Source organism: Okeania sp. SIO3I5 (assembly GCF_010672085.1).
Taxonomy (GTDB): domain Bacteria; phylum Cyanobacteriota; class Cyanobacteriia; order Cyanobacteriales; family Microcoleaceae; genus Trichodesmium.
Genome location: NZ_JAAHHT010000152.1, coordinates 1 through 23,160, shown reverse-complemented (window position 1 = coordinate 23,160; position 23,160 = coordinate 1). Strand labels below are relative to the sequence as shown.

General features: G+C 35.9%; 22 protein-coding genes. 8 read left to right on the top strand and 14 right to left on the bottom strand.

All coding sequences use genetic code 11. The features are described from left to right. The 3 genes from F6K40_RS26830 to F6K40_RS26820 form a co-directional block, all read left to right on the top strand. Nucleotides 1–3,806, top strand: a 3,806-nt coding sequence (locus tag F6K40_RS26830) for a beta strand repeat-containing protein (protein WP_293140157.1), incomplete at its 5' end; no start/stop codon positions are given. Nucleotides 3,807–4,704: 898 nt separating this feature from the next. Next, nucleotides 4,705–5,313 (top strand): hypothetical protein, encoded by a 609-nt coding sequence (locus F6K40_RS26825; RefSeq protein ID WP_293140156.1) that lies wholly within the window; start codon nt 4,705–4,707, stop codon nt 5,311–5,313. Nucleotides 5,314–5,800: 487 nt separating this feature from the next. After that, nucleotides 5,801–6,055, top strand: a complete 255-nt coding sequence (locus F6K40_RS26820; RefSeq protein WP_293140155.1) for a hypothetical protein — start codon at nt 5,801–5,803, stop codon at nt 6,053–6,055. A gap of 373 nt (nt 6,056–6,428) precedes the next feature. Here F6K40_RS26820 and F6K40_RS26810 read toward each other — a convergent pair whose 3' ends face one another. The 7 genes from F6K40_RS26810 to F6K40_RS26780 form a co-directional block, all read right to left on the bottom strand. After that, entirely contained in the window at nt 6,429–6,569 is a 141-nt protein-coding gene (locus F6K40_RS26810) for a hypothetical protein (protein ID WP_293140154.1), read from the bottom strand. Nucleotides 6,570–6,607: 38 nt separating this feature from the next. After that, nucleotides 6,608–7,621: a hypothetical protein gene (locus F6K40_RS26805; protein WP_293140153.1), complete on the bottom strand. Its 1,014-nt coding sequence runs from the start codon at nt 7,619–7,621 to the stop codon at nt 6,608–6,610. Continuing rightward, nucleotides 7,621–7,959 (bottom strand): hypothetical protein, encoded by a 339-nt coding sequence (locus tag F6K40_RS26800; RefSeq protein ID WP_293140152.1) that lies wholly within the window; start codon nt 7,957–7,959, stop codon nt 7,621–7,623. The genes F6K40_RS26805 and F6K40_RS26800 overlap by 1 nt, the downstream gene beginning before the upstream one ends. A 97-nt stretch (nt 7,960–8,056) precedes the next feature. Continuing rightward, the gene (locus F6K40_RS26795; protein WP_293140151.1) at nt 8,057–8,656 is read right to left on the bottom strand and encodes a hypothetical protein; all 600 of its coding nucleotides are present in this window, start codon (nt 8,654–8,656) and stop codon (nt 8,057–8,059) included. Between the two features lie 3 nt (nt 8,657–8,659). Further along, entirely contained in the window at nt 8,660–9,370 is a 711-nt protein-coding gene (locus F6K40_RS26790) for a hypothetical protein (RefSeq protein WP_293140150.1), read from the bottom strand. Between the two features lie 140 nt (nt 9,371–9,510). Next, entirely contained in the window at nt 9,511–10,146 is a 636-nt protein-coding gene (locus tag F6K40_RS26785) for a hypothetical protein (RefSeq protein ID WP_293140149.1), read from the bottom strand. 408 nt (nt 10,147–10,554) lie between these two features. Further along, the gene (locus F6K40_RS26780; protein WP_293140148.1) at nt 10,555–10,779 is read right to left on the bottom strand and encodes a hypothetical protein; all 225 of its coding nucleotides are present in this window, start codon (nt 10,777–10,779) and stop codon (nt 10,555–10,557) included. Nucleotides 10,780–10,801: 22 nt separating this feature from the next. Here F6K40_RS26780 and F6K40_RS26775 point away from each other — a divergent pair, with 22 nt between their 5' ends. Further along, nucleotides 10,802–11,404, top strand: coding sequence for a hypothetical protein (locus F6K40_RS26775; protein WP_293140147.1), 603 nt, complete (start codon nt 10,802–10,804; stop codon nt 11,402–11,404). A gap of 409 nt (nt 11,405–11,813) precedes the next feature. Here F6K40_RS26775 and F6K40_RS26770 read toward each other — a convergent pair whose 3' ends face one another. After that, complete coding sequence (locus F6K40_RS26770; protein ID WP_293140158.1) at nt 11,814–12,134, bottom strand: tyrosine-type recombinase/integrase; 321 nt, start codon at nt 12,132–12,134, stop codon at nt 11,814–11,816. 27 nt (nt 12,135–12,161) lie between these two features. On the opposite strand from F6K40_RS26770, the gene F6K40_RS26765 reads away from it, so the two are divergent. Further along, a complete protein-coding gene (locus F6K40_RS26765; protein ID WP_293140159.1) occupies nt 12,162–12,500 on the top strand; it encodes a hypothetical protein in 339 nt (112 codons plus the stop codon). Nucleotides 12,501–12,688: 188 nt separating this feature from the next. On the opposite strand, the gene F6K40_RS26760 is transcribed toward F6K40_RS26765, so the two are convergent. Beyond that, nucleotides 12,689–13,852 (bottom strand): CmcI family methyltransferase, encoded by a 1,164-nt coding sequence (locus tag F6K40_RS26760; RefSeq protein ID WP_293140146.1) that lies wholly within the window; start codon nt 13,850–13,852, stop codon nt 12,689–12,691. Nucleotides 13,853–14,419: 567 nt separating this feature from the next. Here F6K40_RS26760 and F6K40_RS26755 point away from each other — a divergent pair. Continuing rightward, nucleotides 14,420–15,544 carry a THUMP domain-containing class I SAM-dependent RNA methyltransferase gene (locus F6K40_RS26755; protein ID WP_293140145.1) on the top strand — a complete coding sequence of 375 codons (1,125 nt, stop codon included), beginning with the start codon at nt 14,420–14,422 and terminating at the stop codon, nt 15,542–15,544. A gap of 601 nt (nt 15,545–16,145) precedes the next feature. Beyond that, nucleotides 16,146–17,072: a spermidine synthase gene (locus F6K40_RS26750; protein ID WP_293140144.1), complete on the top strand. Its 927-nt coding sequence runs from the start codon at nt 16,146–16,148 to the stop codon at nt 17,070–17,072. 295 nt (nt 17,073–17,367) lie between these two features. Here F6K40_RS26750 and F6K40_RS26745 read toward each other — a convergent pair whose 3' ends face one another. The 3 genes from F6K40_RS26745 to F6K40_RS26735 are packed head-to-tail and all read right to left on the bottom strand — an operon-like array spanning nt 17,368 to nt 20,600. Further along, nucleotides 17,368–19,068 (bottom strand): CHASE2 domain-containing protein, encoded by a 1,701-nt coding sequence (locus F6K40_RS26745; RefSeq protein WP_293140143.1) that lies wholly within the window; start codon nt 19,066–19,068, stop codon nt 17,368–17,370. 17 nt (nt 19,069–19,085) lie between these two features. Further along, nucleotides 19,086–19,505 (bottom strand): hypothetical protein, encoded by a 420-nt coding sequence (locus F6K40_RS26740; RefSeq protein WP_293140142.1) that lies wholly within the window; start codon nt 19,503–19,505, stop codon nt 19,086–19,088. Nucleotides 19,506–19,553: 48 nt separating this feature from the next. Continuing rightward, entirely contained in the window at nt 19,554–20,600 is a 1,047-nt protein-coding gene (locus F6K40_RS26735; RefSeq protein WP_293140141.1) for an effector-associated domain EAD1-containing protein, read from the bottom strand. Between the two features lie 192 nt (nt 20,601–20,792). Between F6K40_RS26735 and F6K40_RS26730 the strand changes: the two genes are divergently transcribed. Then, complete coding sequence (locus F6K40_RS26730; RefSeq protein ID WP_293140140.1) at nt 20,793–21,245, top strand: hypothetical protein; 453 nt, start codon at nt 20,793–20,795, stop codon at nt 21,243–21,245. Nucleotides 21,246–21,695: 450 nt separating this feature from the next. Here F6K40_RS26730 and F6K40_RS26725 read toward each other — a convergent pair whose 3' ends face one another. After that, the gene (locus F6K40_RS26725) at nt 21,696–22,115 is read right to left on the bottom strand and encodes a peptidylprolyl isomerase (protein WP_293140139.1); all 420 of its coding nucleotides are present in this window, start codon (nt 22,113–22,115) and stop codon (nt 21,696–21,698) included. A 205-nt stretch (nt 22,116–22,320) separates the two neighbouring features. Then, a partial coding sequence (locus tag F6K40_RS26720) for a TenA family protein (protein WP_293140138.1) occupies nt 22,321–23,160 on the bottom strand: 840 nt, incomplete at its 5' end.

Here is a 23,160-nt window from a genome sequence, read left to right as displayed (position 1 = left end):
AAGGCGACGGCACAGTAGTCAACAACGGAGACACATTAACAGCAGTCCAATTAACACAACTACTCTACAACGCCCCCGACGACTACAACGGTACAGATGACCCAGGAGACTTTACCTATGATGTTAGTGACTCGACAACAACAGTATCAGGTAGCACAGATATAAGTATCAATACTATCAACGACGCCCCAGTAGTAAATAGCAACAGTCTAACTGTAGACGAAGCAATCTCAGGCACATCCTTAGGAATCACAGCTCCCACCGACGCCGATGGAGATTTCCTCACAATCACAGTCACAGGGTTACCCACATTAGGCACAATCACCCAAGGCGACGGCACAGTAGTCAACAACGGAGACACATTAACAGCAGTCCAATTAACACAACTACTCTACAACGCCCCCACCGACTACAACGGTACAGATGACCCAGGAGACTTTACCTATGATGTTAGTGATGCTACAACAACAGTATCAGGTAGCACAGACATAATTATCAACACCATCAACGACTCCCCCACAGCAGCGGACAACAGCATAACCATCGCCGAAGACAGCAGCCACACATTTGCTAGTACCGACTTTGGTTTTAGCGACATAGACGGGGACAACCTAGCATCTGTAACTATAACTACCCTACCCACAGTAGGAACACTACAACTCAACGGAACCAACGTAACAGCCAACCAAATTATTACCACAGCAGACATTGCCAACTTAGTATTTGCTCCCGAACTCAACCTCAAGGGTGTCACTTATACCAGTAGCTTTGAATTTACAGTTAATGATGGCATAGATGACAGTGAAGCAGGCAATATTATTACTATAGATGTCACTCCCAACCCTTCTACTATTAGCATCAACGACATTACACTTAACGAAGACGATAGTACAGCCATATTTACCATTACCCTCAACCAACCTAGTGAACAAAATATTATTCTAGACTACAATACAAGTGACGAAATAGCGATCGCTCCAGAAGACTACACAGCCATTACAGACAGCCTCATCATCCCCGTTGGAGACACCGCAGCTACAGTCACAGTAGATATTATCGACGACAGTAACCTAGAAGCAGCAGAAACATTCAACCTCAACCTCAACTCAGCCATTAACGCTACCATCATCGATAACCAAGGAATAGCCACCATTATCGACAATGACAACGACAACAACTTACCCCCAATAGCAGACAACGAAAATATAACTACCCTAGAAGAGACACCAGTAAGCATCAATGTCTTAGACGGAGACACAGATCCCGAAAATGATCCACTAACTATCACCGAAGTCAGTATCCCCAGTAACGGCACAGCAAATATTGACAACAAAGGTACAGAAGATCCTACAGACGATGAAATTATCTATACACCAAACTTAAGCTTCAGAGGCACAGACACATTCAGCTACACCATATCAGACAGCAGTGGCCAAACATCAACAGCCACCGTTACCATCACTATCAACGCAGTTAACAACCCACCCACTGCCCTAGACGATAATGAAACTATAGATGCCAATACTATCCTCAGTACCGAAAACGTTCTCAATAACAACGGAAACGGAGCAGACATAGATCCAGAGGGAGACACACTCACACTAACAGCAGTCAATGGTAGTGCCACAAATGTTGGGGCAGAAATCATCCTGACATCAGGAGCGTTATTAACATTAAATGCAGATGGCACATACAGCTACAACCCTAACGGACAATTTGACAATATAGTAGTAGGAGCAACAGCTACAGATAGTTTCGACTACACTATTAGTGATTTAGAAGGCAGCGGAGGCACAGACACTGCTACAGTTAATATCACCATTAATGGCACAGCTAGTACAAACATTCTCCCAGTAGCAGTAGACGATATAGCAGAAACCAACGCTGGAATACCTGTAATTTTTAATATTACCAACAACGACAATGATAGCGACGGCACACTAAACCTCACAAGAGTAGACTTAAATCCAACGACAACAGAAAGAGACACAACCCTCACAATAGAAGGAGAAGGAAACTACACAGTAGACAATGAAGGCAACATCACCTTTACTCCAGAAACGGGTTTTGTCGGTATAGGAGGCATCAGCTATACAGTAGCAGACAATGAAGGAGCAGTATCAAACTCGGCTAATATTAGTGTGACAGTCAATAACGTCACCCAACCTCCCAACATTCTCACAGGTAGCATCAGTGGCATCAAATTCCAAGACAACAACAATAACAGTATCCAAGATCCAGGAGAAATAGGATTAGCAGGTTTCACCATATATATAGATATTAACAACAATAATAACCTGGATAATGGAGAACCAAATACCATCACTAACTCAGACGGCAGTTACATTATAGAAAATATAGAAATAGGAACATACACTATCCGAGAAATTCAACAATCAGATTTCATCCAAACCACCACAGATCCCAATATAAATGTTATCGCCAACCAAAACATCCCCAATGTCAACTTTGGCAATTTCCCCATACTCCCCGGTAGCATCAATGGTACAATATTCAACGATTCTAATAGTAACGGACTCTTTGATAGTGGAGAAACTGGCATCAGCGACGTCACCATATTTCTAGATTTTAATCAAAATGGGAGCTTAGATACAACAGAAACAGCAACTACCACCAATGAATCAGGCAGTTACACATTTGCTGATCTCTCACCAGATAGTTATCCAGTCAGAGCAGTATCTCCAACAAATAATGCCATAATTACAACACAAGAACAAACTGTTGAACTGCTACAAAACCAAACCCTCAATAACATAAATATTGGCTATCGAATTCCCAACCCAGGAACAATTCAATTTAGCGATCCTATATTTACAGTCACCGAAGGAATTCCGACTGCAACAGTTACTGTCACCCGTACAGGTGGCAGCGATGGAATTATTAATGCCACAGTTAACCTTATTGAAGACAGTGCTACACAAAATCAAGATTATAGCAACCCCAACTCCAATATAATTTCCTTTGAAGATGGAGAGACAACATCTCAAAGCATTGAAATTCCAATTATTGATGATAATTTAGTAGAAGTAACAGAAACAGTCAATTTATTATTAACTGATATTAGTGGAGGTGCAACTATTGGTACACCCAACAATGCTGTACTACAATTATTTGATAATGATGTAGAAAATCCTCTACCAGAATCACCAAATCCCACTACTCCCCCAGCACCTATACCTGAAAATCCCAGGACTAGATTTTCTCCCAATCCTATAACTTCTGTAACACCTGATAGCATTACTGGTGAAGAATCAATTGTTTTGTCCTTAGCAGAATTATTTAGTGTTACAGAAATAACAGAATCAGCTACCCTTTCTTTTGGATATGCTTCACCAAATATAAATAATCAAGTCCGTTTTTTTGATACTAATGGTGTAGAAATAGGTTCTCCAATTACTTTAGAACCAACATTGGGAAATAATGGTTTCAGGATATTTGAAACAGTTGCGCCAATTATATTGCCAGCAAATACTGCGTCAGTTAGTATTGGTGGTGCGACAGAAATTGAGGATATACAGTTAATAGTTGAGTCTACATCCAGAATAAACACGAGAATTGCTAACTCGCTAAATATTAGTAATTCATCCCTATTTGAAAATTTTGATCCTTTCACTGAGGTAGAAATTATTGATAATAATTATGTTGAAGAAGATAGCAAACAATTAGATATTCATTCTATTCAAGATAATGAATATATTTCAATGCCAGAACTCAACGAACTACCTCAATTGTTGCCAGAAGTAGGTTTTCTTCAGATTGAAGACTTGCATAGCACGGCGATATAAACCGATTTGGGATCTATCTATTTGTGTGGCGTTGCTGAATAAAAGTATGATTTTACAGGAGTTAGTAAGGGAGTAAGGGAGTAAGGGAGTAAGGGAGTAAGGGAGTAAGGGAGTAAGGGAGTAAGGGAGTAAGGGAGTAAGGGAGTAAGGGAGATGGGGAGATGGAGACCTACCCCTAACCACTCTCAGGAGAGGAATTTGGGGAATGTAGGAAGATATCTATTAAAGTAATTATAGAATTATCAACATATATCTTAATATAGTATCTTAGTGCAATTAACCGGATTTGATATCAGGAGTCGTAGGGGCGGCCGTTCACCCGTACAGGAGAAAGAAAAGATTTGAATAGCATGAAATTTTAAATTTAGTATTCATGCTTAACAATTCATGCTTAACATCTGTATTAAGATCAAGTAATTTTGCGATTACTGTATAACCGGATTTTATATAATGCCTAGATAACTAAAGCTTTCATCCCAAAATTCTGAATTGCAGAATTGCTTAATTCTTACCCTTTTACAATACTGATGCTACCGGACATGATATAAGTGCTCAAAAAGATACTTTACTAAGTCTTTTATCAGGACTAAAGCCATGCATATCAAATCATACACCATCTGTAGTGGCGAGTCGCGACTCGCCACTACAAGATATGGTGGTTCTGCGTAAGTCCTGTTATTACTATCATCAGAGATCTAAGCCTCTAAAATAATTATTTTTATTTGCTTTTGAAAATTTTTACACAATTTAACTATAAGTTTTTCATAGAAAATTTTATTAGAAAGTTAAAAATATCAAATTAAACTAGATTTAGTTTATTTAATCAGAGATATATTTCTCAATTTATGGTATAATAGTTGAGCTTTGCTACTATCCAATGGCAAAAAGGGGAAAAATAATGAAACACCGATTAGCCACCGTTGGAGGTTTGACAACCGCCTTAATGTTGGGGACTGTAATTCTGCCATCCCAGGGGCAGTCTTGTTATGGATATGGCTCCGAGAAAGCAAATTATGAAACTACAAACTTTAACATCAATATTTGCGAAACTCGGAAAGGTGAGTATATATTCATTAGTCAACCTAAAAATGGAAATCAGCAAGATTGGCTAATCGTTGGTAATGCTATCAAAAGAGGCAGTTCTTGGGCAGCTTATGACCCAGTACAAGGAATTGAATATATTATTGGCCCAGACCAATATCGTGTAGATTCAAGAACACACAATGGCCTCACTGAGCGTGTAATTAATTACCAAGCTCAAGGAAGAATTAAGTCAAAAACTTGTTATGTACTCAGACCAAATGGATTATATATTTTTGAGACACGCAACTCGGCAAGTCGTAGACTTGGGGTAGTAGAAAATGGTCAAAGAATAAAAGTTACCGGAAATGAAGAAATTGGTAGTGGGACTCAAAGATTTATAGAAGTGACTAACCCATATCAAGGATATATAGTTTCTAGAGATAGTAATGGGAGGTATATCTCAGATTGTGATCCTGCTTTCTAATTTTAATTAGGGTTTGCTGAAAAAGTCTTTTTGCTCTTCGTAGTAGTCAGTAGTCAGGAGGTAGGGACGTTGCATAAGGGCGTCCGTACGGAGTCAGGAGGAATGGGGAATTTAGAGGAGACAGGAGGAAGAATTATCCCTTGATTTTTCTGCGATAGTCAATCCTTTCATCCTAACAGGCATGAGATCCCTAGAACGAAAACTTTGTACTTTTTCCAGACCAAAAAAGCCTAAAACCTTTGTCTGTCAATGCTTTTAGATTTAATCAGCAACCCCTAATTAAGGAAAAATGAAGGATAAAGTAACAAATAGCAAGCAGAAAAAATTAAGTAGGACTTACGCATAAACCCTATTAGTAGGGTGTGTTAGCGCTATCAGAATGTACCAAGACTCTATATATAGTGCCTTTGCGTAAGTCCTGTTAAGATTCCGTCAGTTAGCTATTTATTGGGTTTGCATCGCTTGGATATTTTTCCGAGCAGTGGAGTTGGAAAAATCTATAACAATTTTTAAGTCCTTTGTATTTTTTAATTCACCTGGTTCTGAAGAACTTGGTATTCATCTTTTAGGAATATTCCTGATATTAGCGATCGCTCATTTTGCAACTTATAAAAATCTTTGGCGTGAATGGTGGCAAAAATTTCCTGATTGGATTTTTGCTGCTTGGTATGGATTCGCCTTTTCTGTTATCCTTCTATTTATAGCCCCTAATTATTCGGCTTTTATTTACTTTCAGTTTTAGGAAATAGGGAATAGGGAATGGGGGTCTCAATGAATCAATATTATGCCAAAGTGGCTAAAGGTTTAGAAAATATTGCTGCCTAAGAATTAGAAAGTTGAGGAGCGAAAAATGTTTCTCCAAAATTTACAGGGGTAAGTTTTACTGGGGATAATACTTTACTCGATCAAGTTAATCTTTTAAAGTAATTCCCTAGTAGGTTCAGTCCCGGGGACTCCTACAACTTTTTGGCCTTGATTGAGTGATAAGTGCGATCGCATAACTCAATCATTTCAACTGGCTAAAATAATTTATAGATGGCCAATCAAGGTGATGGACAATTATACAAATTGCTAGTTAGGTATAATTTAGTTTGAGACATTTATAGCTAAGTATATTAATTGCCTCGTTCGCCTTGTAACAATTTTTCTGTCTTTTGGTTAATTTGAAAAATTACCCCTTGATAATAATTAATTATTTGGGATACAGAGACAGCAACCGATCTACCAACTATCCGTGATTTTGTTGGTGATACCATACGAATAGAAGCTGCAACTTACCTCCAGAGTGGTTGACTTACCTGACATAAACTATTCCGGTTCGCTCTTGAGTAGACAACGACCGCATTTCAGATATAAACTGCCCTAATGCTGCTGCTCCAGAGTCGAGCAACCATTCTGGGATATCTGAAGCTTTTTTGAATTTCTCCCATTTCTCCTCAACTTTTTGGGAGATTCTGAAAGGTTCGTCGCCACCATCTGCCCACTCTGGTTTATTCAAAAGTTTAGCACCCGCTTTTCTGATACTAACAAAAGATAGCTGAGTTAAAATATCGCCCAGAATGAACCCCACTTGATACATGACATCACTCAAGGTATCGAACATATCATTTTTAATGGTCTGATCTATTATCAATATACCTGCAAGCACCGTTGTATTAACCTCCAGTCGCGCTTCACCAGTCATTTTGTTAAAAATCAATCTAGCAGCAGAACGTCCTAAAGCACCTCCCACTTCTGTCATGTCTTCCAAGAAATTTTCCAGAGATTTCTTGGCATTCTTAATAACATCTCCAAAATCTTGAGACCAATCAAAGTTGTATGCTTTTTCAGTGTAGTTAAAAACTCCGGTTAACACCCTAGCTTGGGTTAATCCTAGGGTTATACCTACTCCTGACAAAAATTTCCCTAATCCACTTGCTGCGATTTTGCTGACAAACTTGCCAGCAAATCCCTGAACTCCCTTAGCAGCAACGCCCAAACCCGCTTTGGCACCACCCACAACTGAGACAATTACACCACCAACTACAGCAGACACACCCGCTGCTCTACCTACAAATGGTGCATCTGTCATCCAATTTTTAAAAAAATTCCAGTTACCTTTAGACAAATTTTCCCACAGCGCTTTGGCACCACCGACTATATTAGCAGGCGTTACTGTTTTGAGATAATTTATTTGTTCCCCTATCCAAGATGCTACTCCAGCAGCTTTTCTTTTAAGCCATTTTATAGACCCTTTTCCTTCTCGTTCAAATGTACTCCATAATTTATTAGCATCAACACCAGTGGTGATAACTGCTGTTTGTGACATTATTTTTTACCTTCTACATTAATTTTCTTAATCATCTTGAGTAAATCTAACTCATTCACATCTTTACGATATTCATTACTAACTACAGATTTGAATCTAGTCTTAAAGTTTTTTAAGTAGTGTTGAAAGTCACCTCCCCACATAGCTTGATTGTTCATATAGTCAAGTTGCAAATCTATCATAAGTTCTGCTTGTCTAATCTCGATCGCTTCTTGCAATTCTTTCCTCAGTTCTGCTTTACTAGGAGGTCTTCCGGCTCCTGATTTCTGACTTTCATCCTTTTGTAAATTAGGTTGAGAATTGCTGTTTCTTGGTTTTTTTCTCCTTCTACTTGCCATAGTTTATCAGGATAATAATAATCTATTTTTGACAGAATAATTGATGATAAGCCATGGGTAAATACCTGGGTTTTAATCACAGAAAAAAGGTTCTTAATTATGAAGTTGTTTCTGGTGTCTTTATAGCTTGAGAAATTAGAACTATTCCTTGGTTAGTTAATTGCCCATATTTATTTCTATGGTGAAAACGATTGCCTTTTAAAATAGCAGCTACATCAACACATCGGGCAAATTCTTTAACAATGTCGGCATAAATCTTGGGTATATTCTCTGGAATTTTCATCTCATACCAATATAAAGCTATAGGTAAAATCCAAATTTTTTCAGATAATCCATAAAGATATTTGAGTCTGTCTTTCCAATAATTCCATAATAGTAAAGTTTCTTTTTCATCCTTGATAAATTTGCGCCAATCAACTTTAGAATAGAACCCATTATCTTTTTTTTCAAAGGATATACTCTCTTCAGGATTTGCATATTTAGACCGAATTTCTGTAATTTTTTTCAATCCCGCTAATGGATAGCTCGGACTTATATAAATCCTGTCGTAATTATCCTCATTTATCAGTTTCTCTACCTCATCATCAAGTTGAGAACTACAAATAGGAAGTCCGGGAATTCCTGATGGATAGGCTGAGAAAATATCATTAGCATGAGTATCACCAATTACGGCATTTCCATGTATAGAATCGCTCATTTTTTAATATCCTAAAAGTGTAAAAGTTTTGGTTTTACTGTCATATTTAATTACTGCACTTTTCCATCCTTCATTCTCAATTTTAACTGAGAAAAAACCTGCCATGGCTAGAAAGTGAGGCTTCAATATAATAGTACCTGGATGAGATGATAGTTCACCTGCAAAATTGCCTTTTTTAACCCAACCTACGAATGATTCTGGAAAGTAACCTAGCATATTTTCTCCCCACCCACCAAGCATCATCAGTAATATTTTTGAAACTCTCACAGCATTAAAAAGGTGGCACTGTATGTAAGGAGGATTAGCCACATCTAAAGTGGTAAAATTAGGGTCTATTTCAACTAGAAAATCATATCCTTCTGACGAACTAATGTTTGGGTCAAAACTTGGAAAAGCGAATATTTTATGCCCATCAATTCCTAGCTTTGAATCTAATTTATCTCTTAACCAATCTGCTCCATTAAAGTCAAAAAAGTCAACAGGTAATTCAAATCTACTGCCTGTAGGAAAGTGTGTTTCAACTGTTAATTGTATTGGCATCTCTTCTGCTTCTGGTGAGGTATCTTTTGTTTTTGGTGATAGACGTGTGGGTCTAAATATATTGATTAATTCTTGTAGTTTAGAGTTGTTAACTGCGACTGAATTCAGCAGACTATCAAATCTCTCTATGAATAAATCATAACCTTCTATTGGGAATCCACGTTGTTCACTCATACTTCTCTATTTCGATCTTTTTAAGTCTGTTATTAGCGTTGGTAGATGAACCTAAAAACCCAGGAATTAAAAATCCTGTATGAACTAAAGGGAAAGCAATACTACTTAATAAACTCCTTTTTGAATAACTCAAATCAGTTTCATAAATATGAACTTTTTTTTTGCAGCAGGTTAAATTCAAGACACAAGTAGTTGTATATGGAAAAATTGATAGTTGGGAACCTTATAGAATACATCCATCTGGGACTGTTATTCCATGAGTTCTCTTTTACATCTTCTCTCAAGACAGTTTGGGATGCGTGTATTGAGTACAGAAAAGTTTCTTGTGTTTGAGGTTGGATAGGAACAAATAAATTAACGTTAAAGTCATCGCCAGATTTGTATAAATAGTACCTAATTAAGGATATATTAGTTGCTGAAGATTGGTGAGACAACAGCAATAATCTGTTCCTATTATCTGCGGGTGAAAGATAAAGACCTTCCTCATCTATACTCCATCCTGAATTATTGAATTTCCTCTCATTCTCTGGTAATGTGTGATTATTTGAGGTTGAAACTATTCCAAAATAATCATCACTTTTGTCGGGAGTAAATTCTAAAACGGTTGTTTCAGTTTGTAATGGTGGTTTTTCGACTGTGGTTGTTTGAGTTCCCGCTATCCCTTTTTCCAGGGCGAGCGCTATTCTTTTCACATAACTTGTAATTGTGTCAGGAGAAGTCTCTGTACCAGTGGGGATTTCAGGGTTTGTATTTGTTGGCATGATGACGTTATTCATGGGGTTTAAATCTACATTGAAAAGACTGAAAGTTTGTTGGGTTTATGTACTATCTTTTCTCCTCAAAGTTGAACATTAATTTTGCTGTTTTAACTGCTAGATATTTTCCAGGTAAGTATCTGGTACTATATCTATTAATATTTTTAACATAAGAACTGAAGAAATATCTAAAGCATTTTAATCTTTGCTTTTTTTTTAGGTTTAGGACTAGAATGGTTCAGTCTTTTTTCTAACTTGAATATAATAACTTTAGTTGAGTTTTTATTGAGGATTTTCCGGCTAATTTATCCTAGTCGGAGGGATGAAAACTGTTAGACTATTGGTGCTGACTTAACCTATTTGCTCTAAAAAGGTATTGTATCAGGGTCGGGTTCTTCATAAAGTGGCTCTTGAGGGATTTCTTCAGCTTCATAATATCCCTGTTGGTTGAAATAATCTATAAATTTCCTTTTTAAATAGTTGAGAAGTTTCTAGTTCCATTCGTTTATAATTGTCATAGTAACTGCTATTACCATAGTAAGCACAAATTGCGGCACCAAAGAAGACTTCTTGATATATACACCCATCCTCAAGAGTCTTTACTCTCATAATGCCGTGTTTGTTAAAGTTGGAAATTTTCCTTGTTGTATTCATTTCTCCTAGAGGTAATAATTTTATGGACATAACTAAAATTTTAGACGTTTTTTACCGTTCTCAAACTGTTAGTGAGTTCGACCCTTTCACTGCTAATAATCTTGCTTGTTTAGCAATGGCTTTGTCAACTAATGGAATTGGTGGTGCCATCCCTTCTCCACGACTTGAAGTAGAAATATATGAACGTTCTCTAGAATATGGTTGGAATATTTTTTCACCACAAGGTTTGAAACGAATCTGTGAAAGTTATGATGTTCCTGATGACCTAACAATGAATGGTTCTTTGGAGGATATTCGGAATGCGATTGATAATGATCAGGTTGTAATTATTCCTGGATTCTTTAGAGAGCTAGGTCACTCAGTAATTATTCATGCTTACGGATCTCACGGTTTTTTCGTCAATGACCCCTATGGTGAACTTGTTACTAATGTTGAGCATTTCCCCTGGTATTATAGGTTTAATTATGATGGGCGTAGGTATGGAGAACATTGTTTGTACGATCATAAATTAATTGCTGCAACTTGTGGTTCTTGGTGTTATTCACAAGCTCGTGCGGTACATCCTAATATATCTCTCTTTGAGGCAAACGCTGTTCGCAATTTAGTGCTACATAGGATAGGTTGAGCTTCTGTTTTATAAATCTAATAAAGCGATCGCTTTTTCTGCAGATTCTGCATCTATTTCTATATATTGTTTCAAAAGCTTTAAATCTTTATGCGACGCTATTTGTTAAATGAACGCTCAGAAATGATCGGTTATGTGGTCTCTTTTTCTGGAACCAAAGCTGATAAAAAGAAAAGAAAATCATCGGCTCCTAAGAGTAGTCTTTTTACCGGTTCTTTGATAGTTAGATTGATAGACGCCTCTGACCCCAAATATTACAGAGTCATATTGATTAGAGACCGTTATCACCGACCTTGTGGGCGGTTAAAATTGTTTCAATTCAGTCAGTAAATGTTTACCTATTAGTACCCGACGGGTTGACCCTGAACTGTCGGGTGCTGCTTTTTTGGTTCGGGCATTGATTAAGTAATTACAAATCTAAATCCTCGATCGCTTTAGATGTTGCTTCGGGATTTATCTCTATATATTGTTTCAAAGAGTTTAAATCTCTATGCCCCGTTACTTGCTGAATAATTGCTAAAGAGTAACCTGCTTCATGGAGTCTGGTTATTAAGCCACGCCTGGTAGAGTGAAGAGAAAATCCGCGACTCGTGAGATTAGCTTTTTTGACAGACTTCCGAAATCTACGGTCGTACACCGCTCTAGAAATCGGTTTCATAGCATCGTTTTTACTAGGAAACAAGAATACCGTCTTCTTGGGTGGTGAAAAGTTTTTTAATTCAGTTAGCAAGTCTTTGACTATTGGTACTTGACGGGTTTGTTTGGAACCGTCGGGTGCTGCTTTTCTCGTACGGGCTTTGGTCAAGAAGAAAGGTCAAGTGGCCAGGTTGAAAGTTTCAGCAGTTCTGGCTCTTCTATTGCCAAGATAGAACTTTATAACTGGAGTCGCACAACTGTGGCCAAGAAAAGATTAATCTCACGAGTTGGCCTCGAAGTGCAGGCTAAGTTTGAAGAGTACAAAGCCAAGTTAAATAGTCAGTCAAAAGGCCAAGAAAAAGAACAAACTGGAAAGTTTACCAACTTAGTCCACAGCCGGACAGTGGCCTTTGCTTTGAGGAGATTATTTCCTCTATTGAAATCTAATTGTGTTGATTAAAAAACTAATTTAATTTAATAGAGTAATCTTTCAGCAAGCTTATAATTAGGGTTTGTTGAAAAATGATTTTGGCAAGGGTCATTTCAGTTATCAGTTATCAGTTATCAGTTATCAGTACCTCCTACTGAAGTAGGCTTGAAATATTGAATTTTCTTTTTTTATCCCCTTGAAAGGGGAGGCTTTAGACCTTAAATTTTCGGCAAAAGAAAAGGTTGATTTAATTGTTCTGTTAGTTTGATCATCTCACTATCAAGGGTTAATAACTTAAATTTTTCTCTCTGACCTATTTGATTAGAATTAGCAGTAACTATTCCATTAGCTTCAGCAGACAAATATTTGCCATGAGCAGATAAAAAAGCTACATAATTATCAGATAGTTTTTCTATTTTAAACTTTTTACAAGAGCTAAATTTAGATTTGTTTAGGACTAAATTGTTGTTAGGTTCGGCACATAAAGAATACCCATCGTTAGTTGTCAAAAAAAACTCTGATTTACTATTTTCGCTAGGAATCTCAACAGCTTTTAATTTAATAGAAGGATTAAATTGTTTTCCATGTACAACTATTTTAGTATCTTTAACAGATACATAGAAATTTTCAAAAGTTGCAATTAAAAATATTCTAATTTTCTTGTCACTAAATAGAGTTTTATTTTCAACATCATTATTTTGACGACGTATTATACACTTAGGTTTATCTACAATAATCTGAAGCTGGCGTTCTGAACAAAAACACTCGAATGCTCTCTGAACTCCTGGCCAAAATGGGTCAAAATCATCTCCTATTAATACTCCTTCTTCGGTTAGCAAATCCCAATATTTGACAATATCTGAATAAACATTTTCAAAATCATGACCTGCATCTATATGGATAATATCCCCTTTAATTCCAATATTTTTTAAAATTATTGCAGCATTTACACTGGTTTGTGGTATCGGAATAATATTTTTTTCTAATCCTTTCCACATCACATTTGCTAAAAATTGGTAGTATAGTTGAGGATATCCAAACTTGAGCTGAAGAGATTGTTGAAAATTTTTCGGGTGTTTTGGTTTCCAATGTTCCGGACTACCCAAAAAAGTATCTATGGCAATTACTATTACTTCGGGATTAATTTTTTTAGCTATCTCTGCCATGTAAATCGTAGATTGTCCTTTCCATACTCCAACTTCAATAATTACTTTAGGCTTGACTTCAGATATAATTTCAGCAAACACTTTATGTCTACCATTCCAACCTTGCAAATCTTCTGGATATTGTTGAAAATCAAAACCATTGTAAGGGTTTTCTGGAAATATTTGAGAAATTAGGTGACTATAGTTAGCTGAAGTTTTAGTTAGGTTTGGTTTCATATTTTTAATTTTTAAATAGGTATAATTAGGGCTTGCTGAAAAAGTCTTATGAGTAAGGGTAGGAGACAGGAGACAGGAGACAGGAGGAATGGGGAATGAGCGAGAAGAAAGGAGTCAGAATTATCCCTTGATTTTTATGCCAATAGTTAACCCTTTCATGATCACTTTTTGGGATTTTTAGAAGGAAAACCTTGTACTTTTTCAAGACTTAAAAAAGCTCAAACCATGATTAATCTCAATACTTTGAGATTTAATCAGCAAGCCCTAATTAAATAGTTAAATAAATAGTTTTTTGATTAATTTGATAAAGTACAAAAATCAAGAATTTGTTAAACTATAACACTGAAATGATTAATCAATTATTTCACTAATTGATTCATCCAATTTGGGTACATCTCAATTTTTAAGAAAGCTAAAATTTTATCCCTTCTAGGAAAATATAAACTAGGAACTGGGAGTAGAAAAAGTATTTTTGCGAATATTTTGAGATGCACCCTCCAATTTTTCCAACTCTACCATCAAATCCAGTTATTGTAGGCTAAATAGCAAAATTATTATTTCTAGGCAATGAATCAATACTATGCCAAAGTGGCCAAAGGTTTAGAAAATATTGCTGCCCAAGAATTAGAAAGTTTGGGAGCTAAAAATGTCTCTCCAGAATTTACAGGGGTAAGTTTCACCGGAGATAAGACTTTACTTTATCGACTTAATCTTTGGGCAAGAACTATTTTTAGAGTATTAGTTCCTATTGCAGAAGTTAGATGTGTTAACCGAGATGTTTTATATAAGGAAGTAAAAAAAATTCCTTGGCAAAAGTATATATCTCCTAAAAATACATTGGCAGTTCACTGTACGGGAAGTAATGAGAAATTAAAGCATACTCATTATACTGCTCTGCAAATAAAGGATGCTATTACTGAGCAACAAATGGAAAAGTTTCGCTACAGATCGAATATTGATACTAAAAATCCTGAGATATTAATTAATGCTCATATTGAACACAAGAATTGTATCCTGAGTTTAGATAGTTCTGGTAGTAGTTTACATCAGCGTGGTTATCGGTTGGCAATGGGTTTTGCTCCTCTGAAAGAAACTTTAGCAGCAGCTTTATTGGAGATGGCAGAATATTCTCCAGATTTACCTTTTTTAGATCCTTTATGTGGTTCTGGAACTTTACCTTTGGAGGCGAGTTTAAAAGCATTAAATATTGCACCGGGATTGTTTAAAAATAAATTTGCTTTTATGAATTGGCGTGATTTTGATGAGTCTCTTTGGCAAGATTTATTAACAGAAGCTAAGAATAGTCAATTAACTGAATTAAAATCAATAATTGTGGGAAGTGACAAAAATTTGGAGGTGCTTTCTCAAGCTCGTGCTAATGCTAAAAAATGTGGTGTTGGAGATAAAATTAAGTTTATACAAACAGATTTATCTAATTTAGAACCTCCAGCAGAAAAAGGAATAATTATTTGTAATCCTCCTTATGGCGAGCGTTTAGGAGAAGTGGAAGAATTGGGTAAATTATATAAAATGTTGGGGGATATTTTTAAACAACGTTTTACTGGTTGGACTGCTTTTATTTTGACAGGAAGTAAAGAGTTATCTAAACAAGTGGGGTTAAGAACTTCTGGGAGAATTCCTCTTTATAATGGTCCGATCGCTTGTAAATTATTAAAGTATGAATTGTATTGAAGAAGGAGTCAGGAGACAGGAGACAGGAGACAGGAGATAGAAGGCAGAATACAGAGTTCAGAAGCAAAAAAAAGGTTAGAAGGGAGAAAGTTTAATTCATAAGTAATATCAAATCTGCTAGCTTCGGAGTGTTATAAGAAACCGGGTTTGTCGGAGGTAAATGTTATAAACTTTGGCTTGAAAATAAACCCGGTTTCTGGCGGTATTAGATACTGGAGTGTTATAAGAAACCGGGTTTGTAGGAGGTAAATATTATAAACTTTGGCTTGAAAACAAACCCGGTTTCTGGCGGTATTAGATACTACTGGATTTGATATAACTACCACAGGTAGAATAACTTTTTTGATAATTATTAGCCAGGAATGTATTAATTAAATATTGATTGAAAAAAGGGAAAAATGATAGATATAGCAATTTCTAAAGTTATGAAGTACATTGACAATCCCCCTAAATCCCCCTTAGAAAGGGGGACTTTGAAGGCTCCCCCCTTAGAAAGGGGGACTTTGAAGGCTCCCCCCTTAGAAAGGGGGACTTTGAAGGCTTCCCCCCCTTACAAAGGGGGGCAGGGGGGATATAAAACTGTACCTCATAGATTAAAGAAATGAATTATCAAAAAGATTGGCAAGTTAAAAATTTAGAAGCGATTAAACAAAGAATTTCTTGGCTCCACGAACAACCGGATGGAGTAATTTTTTCTCAACCTTCTGGCATACATTTTTTAACTATAAAAAAAATTCAATTCATCATTCAGTTAGTATTGGTAGAGCAAGTAACTTTAAAAATGAATTGGGTTCAATCTATACTTAATTTGAATATCCCAACATATTTAATTTTTCCTTACACTCAAGCAATGATGTTAGGTTTGCTGTGGAATAGTCAACCAAAAAAAGTTTATATCGCAGGTTTTGGTGGGGGTAGTATTGCTCAAGTTTTACATCACTATTTTCCAGACGTAACAATAGAATGTACAGAAGTAGATACTAATATCTTGGCAATTGCTCAGAAATTTTTCGGAGTAGAATTAAATCAAAGATTAAAGGTAAAAATTCAAGATGGTAGGGAATATTTAGAACAACAAAATCAGCAGACTAAGTACGACATTATTATGATCGATGTAGCTTTTGGTAATGGCTATATGTCTTATAATTTAGCGACTAAAGAATTTTATGAACTGTGCGATCGCCATTTATCAAAGTCTGGAGTTATAGTTGTCAATACATTAAAAAGTAATGGTTTTGAAGCGGAGTATGTGAAAACTATTCAAGCTGTTTTTCCATCTATTTATATCTGTCATACTAGCGGCAAAAATACTATTATTATTGGTACTCGTGGCAATCTAATTAACAAAGCAGAAATTCAAGAAAAAGCTAAATTTATTCAGGATTATTATCAGTTTTCATTTCCCTTGGTAGACAGGGCAAATGATATAAAAATTATTGAAGAATTACCAGGTTTAAATTTAGAAAATGTTTCAATTCTTCAGGATAATGTTTCGCCTGGTAATTATTTTGATTCTTGGTTATTTTAAGGAATAAGGAAGAAGGGAAATATCATAACTTTACAGTGCCCCATGCCGGCTTGATCCTCCGCTCTCACGACCTCCAGGAGCGCCTCTGCTAGATATACATGATGTGCAATTTTCTAGGGAATAATAAGCGCCTCTGGAGCTTGAGCAGAAAGTCTGGTTCTCAAAACTCCCTAAATCTCCTTGGTTAGAAAAAGTTGCACATGGCGTAGATATAAATATTAAACTTGCTACTGTTAGAGTCAGTAAAATCAACATTAGAATCGGTTGATAGTATCGCTTCATTGTTTCTGCTTACCTAAATAATTTTACTCCTGTCGGATAGTTTTTTTTGTAAAAAAATTAAAATGCTAGTGAAAATAAAAGCCATAATAGGTGCAATTGATGGCAACCAACCATTAAGGAACAAAAATACCGAGCAACAGATACCAACTAAAAGGATTATTCCTGCTGTTCCCATGATCGGTATCATGAGTTGGCGATTGCACCAGACGATTGTTCCACCAAAAGTCGCCCATCCCCATATCCATAGCCATTCAATTCCTTGTTGCCAATACCACAATAAGGGTTCTCCATCTTCTACTGCTCGCAGAATTTGGCTAACCATTTGAGCCTGAATTAAAAGGCCAGGTACTCTTGGACTTCCCAAGGGAGTAGACCAATAATCTTCTTGCCCCCTAGTAATTATTCCGATTAAAATAATACGATTTTGATATTTTTGAATATCTTTTGTCTTAACTTTATCTTGAATAACTTGATTTAAAGTAAGGCGTTCGGCAACATTTCCAGGTGAATTTTCAAGAGAACCACGAAAGTTACGATACTCAAGTAGAATTTGATGTCCTCCTGCATCAATATTTCCTTGATAAGGACCAGCATAACGTTCGAGTGGCTTGAAAACAACATCACGAATCTTGTAGAATTCTTTTTCAGTTAACTGTGCTTCTTCGCCTAAATAATGTAAAGCAAGCTGAAAGCTAATAGCATAATTTGCTTGACAGAAGTTTTCATATTCTTTTATTCCTATTTTTTTCTTCTCATCAGGATTTGGGTGAAAATCCATCTCAAACAGGTAGCGTCGGAGAACTCTATCTGGATCTAGAATAAAATCACTAAAGCCAATTCGTTTTTCTGAAACTTCTGGTGGAGGAGCTTCTTTGTTACCCTTCTCACCAGGAACTTTACAAACGGCAAAGAGGCGAGAGTCATTTATCAACCTTTTTGCTAGTTCATCTTCTGTAGCATTAAATGGGCGATAAATATCTAGGCCAATTGCTTTAGGATTATATTTATCTAGTTTCTGCAAAAGTTTTAAAATTGCTTCATCAGGCAAAGAAGCTCTATATGGTTTCTCCACTTTATCCCACTCTTCACGTTCCTCTGGGGTTACTTCAACAATTAGAATGCGATTGTCTGGCTCATTTGGTAGAAGACTGCCTCGAAGTTGTATTAGCTGATCAAAAACCCATAGATCAAAAGGTTGTAAAATACCAACAAATCCAATTATTATGCAAATTAAAGTTATAATAGAGCTTCTTATTGTAATAATTCTAAGAGCTTGAAACCATGTTTTAGAGACATTTATTGGAGGGGTGGGAGGTGGTTTTGGTTCTACTTTTTGAATAAATTTATGCTCATAATTCAGTAATTTTTCATTATCAGGAACATCTACCGTTGCTGCTTCAATAGAGGTATTTTTTGGAGGAGTTGCAGGTGGTTCTGGTTCTGGTTCTTGAATAAATTGCTGCTTGAAATTAAGCAATTCTTGATTACCAGGAACATACTTTATTGCTGCTTTAATAAGTTCTATTATTCGATTTTGTGCCTCAAGGTAATCAATCAAATTATACACAATTTGATTGTAATTTTCCCCACTAGAAATATTGTCAAGAGACAATTCCATTGCCTCTCGAAGCATGATTTTCAAATCTCCTTCAAGAGGAAAAGCACTTTGTATAGCTTCCCGCAATTGCTTATGTTGTTGACCTGTAAGTTTCATTACCAAATCTATTAATTTTATCTAATTGAGTCTTCAGAAGGAATAATTAACCCTACAACCAAACTATAAAAAATTAACGCTAAAGATCCATAAAGTGGTCGATAAAACTCCAAGGTAGAAAATGGACTTCCCAAGGCAAACACCCAGACAATAAAAGCAACTGTTGAGACAATAGTTTGAGTCATAGCAGGACGTTTCTTTCTTTCCCTTGTCTGCTTCAATGTCCAAACTGCAGTTAAAACTACTCCAATGATAAACGCAGTCCAAAGAACAGTATTAACTGGGACATCATCTCCTGCACTTTCAATTAAACCTGTTACAGCAACCCAGGCACCTACAATATCGCCTGGAATATACTTAATCACCCTATCGAAATAGCCATCAATACTTTTGTCTGAATGAGATTGATATTGTACCGTGACAATGCGACGACTCACAGAAACCTCCATGCTCAAAGGGATTGTGTTATTTAAAGATGTATTGTATTACTTAAGATAGGAGCTAATTTCCTGATAAATAGACCTAAATAAAATTCCTTCGCAAATTTTACCAAAAGACCCAGCTCTTTGAGCATGATGCAATGCAACGACTTCCCAATCTTCATTAAAGCAGGGAGAACCGCTTGAACCTCCGGATGTTCGACTCACGTACTGAATTAGTCCGATATTTTCATAGACTTCTCTAACTCCGTTGCTACTAATGGCAATTTTCATAGAGTCGCCCTCTGGATGTTGCAGGATATTAATTCCCATCCGTCTTTGTGGCAAAACATCTATATCCCAGGGTGCAGGTTTAATATCTGATACCTGCAAAATTTTCGGTTCAACTTGCAGTAATAAATAATCCAACTTATTCGTATGACTTGAACTTAGGATAGGAGTTTGAGAATCTAACTGAAAAGTGTATCCTTGAGTTTCATACCCTGATTCTGAACTATAACAGCCAAATTTCAGAATGAGATTATCAGTATTCAAGGTGGAATCTTTTTCCTCTTCTAAACAAAGGAGGTGATAGTTCGTCAGCACCAACTGATTCGATATTAAAACCCCAGTTCCTAGAATTCTGCCATCGGAAAGTTCAATTCGACAGACTGAAGAAGCTCGATCTACAGCACGCCTCAAAAAACCAACATCTAACAAATTTGGTTCTGGTTTGAATAAACTTTCAAGTTGGCGATCGCTCTTTAATTCTGACAAGTTAATGGGAGAACCAAATTCTCCATAATCTCTATTATAAGTGGGTTGAATTATAAATTCCTCAAGTCTGCGAATTATAGGTTGACAAAATTGCTGTAAATCTTCGTTATCTGGTGCCACCCTATATGCTGCACAGATAATATCTTCTAGTTTGTTTTTTGCCTGAGTCCATTCAATCAGATCGAATACTATCTTGTTATAATTTTGCCCAAGAGTAATAGTAGACAAATTCCATTCCAATTCTTCACTAACCATCATTTCCAAATCAGATGGGTTAGGATAGGCGCTGATGATTGCCTGACGCAGTTGCTTACGTTGTTTACCTGTTAGTTTCATAAGTATTTCTGTCCCATATCAACTTGACTTTGACTTTATTTTTAAGTAAATAATTAAGTAAGTGGCTATGAAAAATTCTCAGTATGTTTAAATAGGAGGTACTGATAATTGATAACTGAAATAACCTACTGAGAATATTGATAGTATTACTTATCAAAATACACTTTTAATTCTCTTTTTTAATTTATATCTATGGAATGTCCTATTAATTTAGATTGTTCTTTACTCAGTGATGAAGTTAAGTGCGTAAACTTAGGCTATTGTCGGGATTTAGCTGAACCTATGCCTTTACCCGGCCAATACATTGAGATTAATTTGGTAAGTCGTGATGGAAGTATCGAAAGATTTTCTTATTTAATGGTCCTTTTTCTGGGGCATCATATTCTGCGAGGAGATACGAAGAAAGAGTTAGAAGAATGTGGATGGTCTCCAGCATCTTCTTCAGAATATTTAGAGAGACATATAGATCGTAATGCTCCTTTTATTACTAACTCTTTTCAAAAGTACGGCGACCTTGATACTCTTTATTTTTCTGTTGATGCTCCTATAGATTCTAGGAAAAATTGTCTTGAAGTTATCAAAGATATACCATCATTAGGTTGGTATAAAGCTGTTCCTTTAAGACAAAATAAATCTCGTAAATAAAATAGTAAATAAAAAAAGTGGAATAAATGAGAATTTAACAAGACAGAAAAATATAATTTGATGGTTAACTAATCATTCAAAACTAATACTTACTCAGACTTATTAATTAGGGTTTGCTGATTAAATATAAAAGCATTGCATAGATAAAGGTTTTAGGATTTTTAGGTTCAAAAAAAGTGCGCCTGTTTCAATCTAAAACACTCAAAAAGTTAGTATTTTAGGCAAGAGTTGGGCAGAAAAATAAAGGGACAATTCTTAGGACTACCTTCTCTAAATTCCCATTTCTCCTGTGTCTTGACTCCTGACTCCTACCCCTACTAAAAGACTTTTTCAGCAAACCCTAATAATGAGAAATTAAATTACATAGAGGTTCTTATATTAATTTATTTGGTTCTATAAAAAGTCCCCATCTAAATCAAAAATTATAGATGTAGATGGGGTAGATTAAAATTACTTCTCTATCTTCACAGAAATAATTTTATCTCCCTGACGAATAGCATTTACAACATCCATATCTTCGGTTTTTCCAAAAGTTGTATGAACGCCATCTAAATGACGTTGAGGAGAGTGACAAATAAAGAATTGACTACCACCTGTATCGCGACCAGCATGAGCCATTGATAAAGTTCCAGCTAAATGTTTATTACTATTAATTTCACATTTAATTTTATAACCAGGACCGCCTGTACCCGTACCATTAGGGCAACCTCCTTGAATCATAAAATCAGGAATAACACGATGAAAATTCAAGCCATCATAAAATCCTTTTTCACTTAATTCGACAAAATTTTTCACAGTATTGGGAGCATCATTATCAAACAATTCTAAGTTGATTATTCCCTTGTCAGTTTCCATGATAGCTCGTGTCATTTTTTGAATTTCTCCTAAAGTTAATTTAAGCATTCAGCTATTAGCATTCAGCATTCAGCTTTTCAAGGTAATAACTTACTAAAGTTAGCAGCAGATAGCCTTTTTATTCATAACTTTTAATTCTCCTTGGAAACTAATTTATTGTTCCAAGATAATGAGTTAATAACTCATAGCTGAAAGCTAAAAGCTGATAGCTAATAGCTAGTTAGTTAGTGGCATTGTACGCCATTTGCCAAAAGTCTTTTTCTAGTCTAGCGACATTTAAAAAAGTAGCTTCGGCTTGATTTTGTACTGTTGTTGAGGCAGTTTTTAATACCTCATTAGCTTGTGCCTCTAGCAGTTTAACATAGTTTGTGAATTCTGGGTTTCCCCAACGATTTGCAAATTCATTATAAGGTAGTGGCATTTCTCCTGGTAATTGCCAACCTTGATTATAAGCTAGTTCAATTTCCCATAATGCAGTTGCTTGTACTGGGTATGGCATTTCAGTTAGCTGATTCATAAAATCGGAATATTCTGTACAAGTAGATTGTTTTTTAGTGTTCAAATCTAATTGTCTTTCTGTTGCTTTATCTTTAAACCAATTTAGTTCATCTTGGAGAGCATTTAGTCCGCTAAGAATTACATTAAAATGAGAAGTTGGAGCAGAAGTTAAAATTCTGCCTACCATCCGAGTAAATTCCACAACAAATAGATAATCTTGCAGCAACCAAGTGTTAAATTGTTGAGGTTGAATAGTACCTAATTTACATTCATTTAAAAATGGATGTACGGTTGCTGCTTGCCATTCTTGAGAGTATTTTTTTAAAAGTTCTTGACAGTTCATAAAAAGTTGACCAGTTTGATATAGAAGTTTCCTAATTGATGAAGTACATAGAAATATGCAAGAGTATTTTGATAATGGGTTACGAACAAATAATATCAAATCCGGTTGAATAGTTATTGTATAGTTGGGAGTAGGGGAGTAGGGGATAGGGGAGTAGGGGAGATTGAATACTGAAGTAATTATAGAATTATCAACATATACTATATAACCGGATTCTAT

What these genes read in the sequence shown, in the direction of transcription:
- F6K40_RS26825 (WP_293140156.1), top strand. Translation starts at nt 4,705, where the DNA reads ATGAAACACCGATTAGCCACCGTTGGAGGTTTGACAACCGCCTTAATG.
- F6K40_RS26810 (WP_293140154.1), bottom strand. Translation starts at nt 6,569, where the DNA reads ATGGTATCACCAACAAAATCACGGATAGTTGGTAGATCGGTTGCTGTC.
- F6K40_RS26805 (WP_293140153.1), bottom strand. Translation starts at nt 7,621, where the DNA reads ATGTCACAAACAGCAGTTATCACCACTGGTGTTGATGCTAATAAATTA.
- F6K40_RS26800 (WP_293140152.1), bottom strand. Translation starts at nt 7,959, where the DNA reads ATGGCAAGTAGAAGGAGAAAAAAACCAAGAAACAGCAATTCTCAACCT.
- F6K40_RS26795 (WP_293140151.1), bottom strand. Translation starts at nt 8,656, where the DNA reads ATGAGCGATTCTATACATGGAAATGCCGTAATTGGTGATACTCATGCT.
- F6K40_RS26790 (WP_293140150.1), bottom strand. Translation starts at nt 9,370, where the DNA reads ATGAGTGAACAACGTGGATTCCCAATAGAAGGTTATGATTTATTCATA.
- F6K40_RS26785 (WP_293140149.1), bottom strand. Translation starts at nt 10,146, where the DNA reads ATGAATAACGTCATCATGCCAACAAATACAAACCCTGAAATCCCCACT.
- F6K40_RS26780 (WP_293140148.1), bottom strand. Translation starts at nt 10,779, where the DNA reads ATGAATACAACAAGGAAAATTTCCAACTTTAACAAACACGGCATTATG.
- F6K40_RS26775 (WP_293140147.1), top strand. Translation starts at nt 10,802, where the DNA reads ATGGACATAACTAAAATTTTAGACGTTTTTTACCGTTCTCAAACTGTT.
- F6K40_RS26760 (WP_293140146.1), bottom strand. Translation starts at nt 13,852, where the DNA reads ATGAAACCAAACCTAACTAAAACTTCAGCTAACTATAGTCACCTAATT.
- F6K40_RS26755 (WP_293140145.1), top strand. Translation starts at nt 14,420, where the DNA reads ATGAATCAATACTATGCCAAAGTGGCCAAAGGTTTAGAAAATATTGCT.
- F6K40_RS26750 (WP_293140144.1), top strand. Translation starts at nt 16,146, where the DNA reads ATGAATTATCAAAAAGATTGGCAAGTTAAAAATTTAGAAGCGATTAAA.
- F6K40_RS26745 (WP_293140143.1), bottom strand. Translation starts at nt 19,068, where the DNA reads ATGAAACTTACAGGTCAACAACATAAGCAATTGCGGGAAGCTATACAA.
- F6K40_RS26735 (WP_293140141.1), bottom strand. Translation starts at nt 20,600, where the DNA reads ATGAAACTAACAGGTAAACAACGTAAGCAACTGCGTCAGGCAATCATC.
- F6K40_RS26730 (WP_293140140.1), top strand. Translation starts at nt 20,793, where the DNA reads ATGGAATGTCCTATTAATTTAGATTGTTCTTTACTCAGTGATGAAGTT.
- F6K40_RS26725 (WP_293140139.1), bottom strand. Translation starts at nt 22,115, where the DNA reads ATGACACGAGCTATCATGGAAACTGACAAGGGAATAATCAACTTAGAA.